Here is a 3,089-nt window from a genome sequence, read left to right as displayed (position 1 = left end):
GAAAACCCGCGGCCGACCGCCACCCTCATCCTACCGACGGGAGACCCGAAGAGGAACGCTCTTCAGGTCAATCCGCCGCATGAATTGTGAATAGACGTTTTAGAGCGCCCAGCGCACGCCCACGGTCACGAGGTCGTAGTCGAGGTCGGGCATGCGCACCGTCCCCGCCTTGGTTTCCGATTTGGCGGCGTTGAAGAAGTGTTCGTACTCGACGCGAAGGGCCATCGCGTCGGTGAGGTTCCACTCGAGCCCGGCGCTCAATTTGGGCGCGAGGCGCGTGTCGGAAACCGAGAAGTCGAACTCGGCCTGGTCCGCGCGGTTCTCGCCCTCGACGCGCACGAGCGCGGCGCCCGCCTTCGCAAAGAGCGTCACGTCGTCCGCCACCGGCCAGAAGCCCACGGCGTCGACCCCGAAGGCCCAGCCCTTGAATTCCGCGCGGCTCTTGTGGTGGGCGCCGCCCGTCTTCGCGTTTCCGGAGTGTTCGTGCGCGGTTTCGCCCAACCAGTAGAACGCCCCTTCGACGCCGAACCAGTCGTTCACGCGCCAGCCCGCGCCCAGCTTCCCGGTGGCGTTCCAGAGCGACTCATGGTTACGGGTGTCGTTGTTGAAGGTGTTGTTCAGGGGCCCCACGCGGTCCGAATAGTCGTTGTCGGCGTAGGACGCCCCGACTGCGCCGAATACGTAGGGGCCGGAGGCGTCTGCGGCGATGGAGGCGCAGGAAAAGGCGCCCAAAAGGAGCCCGGCGACGGCAACCCGCGAAAAATGCCCGAAAAAGAGGCTTTGCATCTTGTCAACCCCGTTTTTTGAAGGTTTGGTGCGGTACTTTCTCTTAGTCCCTGGAGGGGCTTTGAGGCGTGCGATTTGCTTTAAGACAAAACTTCGCATGAACGCCCGTTCGTCGGCCATGGGTAATAAACCGTAAAAACCGCCTGAAATCAAAAGTCTGTCCGCGTCTTTACAAAACCTTAGTACAAACACGTACGAAATCTGCCAAGAGGGTTCGCCTCATTACCCTCCTACAATCGGGAAAAGGCGGGGATGAAACTAGAAATTCGTCCGCTTTCCGGGCGTCCGCATCAATGCGGAACCGCTTGCTTCCAATAAAAAACAAGGGGTGGAGACATGTCCTCCAACAAAGTCAAAATCAGTCTGGCCTGGCAGATGATGATCGGTCTCGCGCTGGGTGTCGTCGTCGGCGCAATGGTGGACGCCGAACTGGCCAAGACATACCTGCAGCCTCTCGGCGACCTCTTCATCCGACTGATCCGCATGGTGGTGGTGCCCTTGGTGATCGCGACGATCATCGCCGGCGCGGCCGGCATTTCGGATACGTCGAAGCTGGGCCGCGTGGCGACCAAGGTTCTGATCGTCTATGCGATCACGACCGCGATCTCGGTGACGATCGGTCTGCTCTTCGCGGGCGCGATCCAGCCGGGTATGGGCCTCGACCTTTCGACCGAAGGTCTGCAGGCCAAGGCCGTGACGCCGCCGAAGCTCGTCGACACGTTGCTCGCGATCGTCCCGATCAACCCGATGGACGCCTTCGCGAAGGGCAACATGCTGCAGATCATCTTCTTCGCGGTGATCTTCGGCTTCGGCCTCTCGGGGCTCGGTGAACGCGGCAAGCCCGTGCTCAAGTTCTTCGAAATCGTCGGCGACACGATGATCCGCGTGACGCACATGGTCATGCTCTACGCTCCGATCGGCGTGTTCGGCTTGATGTCCTACACGGTGAGCCGTCACGGTCTCGGCGTTCTGCTGCCGCTCGCGAAGCTCATCCTCTCGTCCTTCCTCGCGACGGCGACCATGGTCTTCGTCATCCTCGTGCCGATGGTCATGATCCTCGGCAAGACCCCGATGATGAAGTTCCTCAAGGGCATCTTCGAACCGTGGCTCATTGCCTTCACGACGTGCTCGTCCGCGGCGGCTCTGCCGGCGAACCTCACGGCCGCCCGGAAGCTTGGCGCCACGAAGTCGATCGCCTCCTTCTCGATCCCGCTCGGCAACACCGTCAACATGAACGGTACGGCCGTCTACATGGGCGTCTGCTCAATCTTCGCCGCTGAAGTCTACGGTCTCGACCTCACGATGGCCGACCAGATCACCATCGTGCTGATGGGCGTTCTGGCCGCCGTCGGCACCGCGGGCGTCCCGGGTGCGGGCCTCATCATGACGACCATCGTCTTCACGCAGGTCGGCATCCCGCTCGAAGCGGTGGCCCTCATCGCCGGCGTCGACCGAATCCTCGACATGATCCGTACGTCGATCAACGTCGTCGGCGACGTGGCGAGCGCGATCGTCGTCACCAACATGGAAGGCGATCTCGACAGCGAACCGTACGTCGAAGGCGAAAGCTGACGACAACCCACCGGACGGGCGGCGTTCGTGAAAAACGCCGCGCACCGGTTGGCGATAATCAACGCCGCGGCGGCGAAAGTCCCGCGGCGTTCGCATTTGCCGGGTACACTTGCCGTCCTTCCATTTGAAAGTCATTCTCAACAAAATGAGCTGGATTCTCCTGCAGGTGGTGCTCGCCAACGCGATCACCCGCGCCGCGGCCCTTTGGGGCGCGCTCCGACTCTCCGACCGCGCGGCGGCCTGGGGCGGCGGCGCCTGTCTGGGCGCCGCGGCGGGGCTCCTGCTCACGTTCGCGGCGACGCACCTTCTGCCCGAAGCCTTTGAGCATCCGGCGGCGGATCCGCACGTGTTGGGTTTGGTGCTGGGCGCGACGCTTCTCTTCTTCTTCGTCCTGGGCGTCTGCGGCGCGGGGCACAACCACGCGCACCCGGGCGCGCTCTCCGACGCGCACCCGCCGCACGGGGACTGCGGGCACGACCATCACGATCATCACGACCATGACCGTCAGCCGGGCCGCGCCCGCACGCGCGCCGCGGCGGTGCTCCTGGGCGGGACGGTCCACAGCTTCGTCGACGGCCTTCTCGTCGCGGCCGCCTTCTGGATGGGGGACCGCGAAGGGTGGATGGTGGCTCTTGCCGTGCTCGCCCACGAACTCCCACAGCAGACGGGCTACCTCATCATTCTGCGCGCGGCCGGGGTCGAGCGCGCCCGTGCGGTGCTCCTCTGCGCGA

3 protein-coding genes are annotated in these 3,089 nt (G+C 63.7%); 2 read left to right on the top strand and 1 reads right to left on the bottom strand.

Features of this window, described 5'->3' with window-relative positions; genetic code table 11:
* Positions 1-99: 99 nt before the first annotated feature.
* On the bottom strand, positions 100-786 hold the full coding sequence (locus HMPREF9440_RS09465) for an outer membrane protein (RefSeq protein WP_040765531.1): 687 nt from the start codon (positions 784-786) through the stop codon (positions 100-102).
* Positions 787-1,122: 336 nt separating this feature from the next.
* On the opposite strand from HMPREF9440_RS09465, the gene HMPREF9440_RS09460 reads away from it, so the two are divergent.
* Together HMPREF9440_RS09460 and HMPREF9440_RS11735 are read left to right on the top strand one after the other, a co-directional pair.
* Positions 1,123-2,358 carry a dicarboxylate/amino acid:cation symporter gene (locus tag HMPREF9440_RS09460; RefSeq protein WP_008543692.1) on the top strand — a complete coding sequence of 412 codons (1,236 nt, stop codon included), beginning with the start codon at positions 1,123-1,125 and terminating at the stop codon, positions 2,356-2,358.
* Between the two features lie 145 nt (positions 2,359-2,503).
* On the top strand, positions 2,504-3,089 hold a 586-nt coding region (locus tag HMPREF9440_RS11735; protein ID WP_008543691.1), incomplete at its 3' end, for a ZIP family metal transporter.

The organism is Sutterella parvirubra YIT 11816, assembly GCF_000250875.1.
GTDB lineage: Bacteria > Pseudomonadota > Gammaproteobacteria > Burkholderiales > Burkholderiaceae_F > Sutterella > Sutterella parvirubra.
This window is presented reverse-complemented; position numbering and strand designations above follow the sequence as displayed.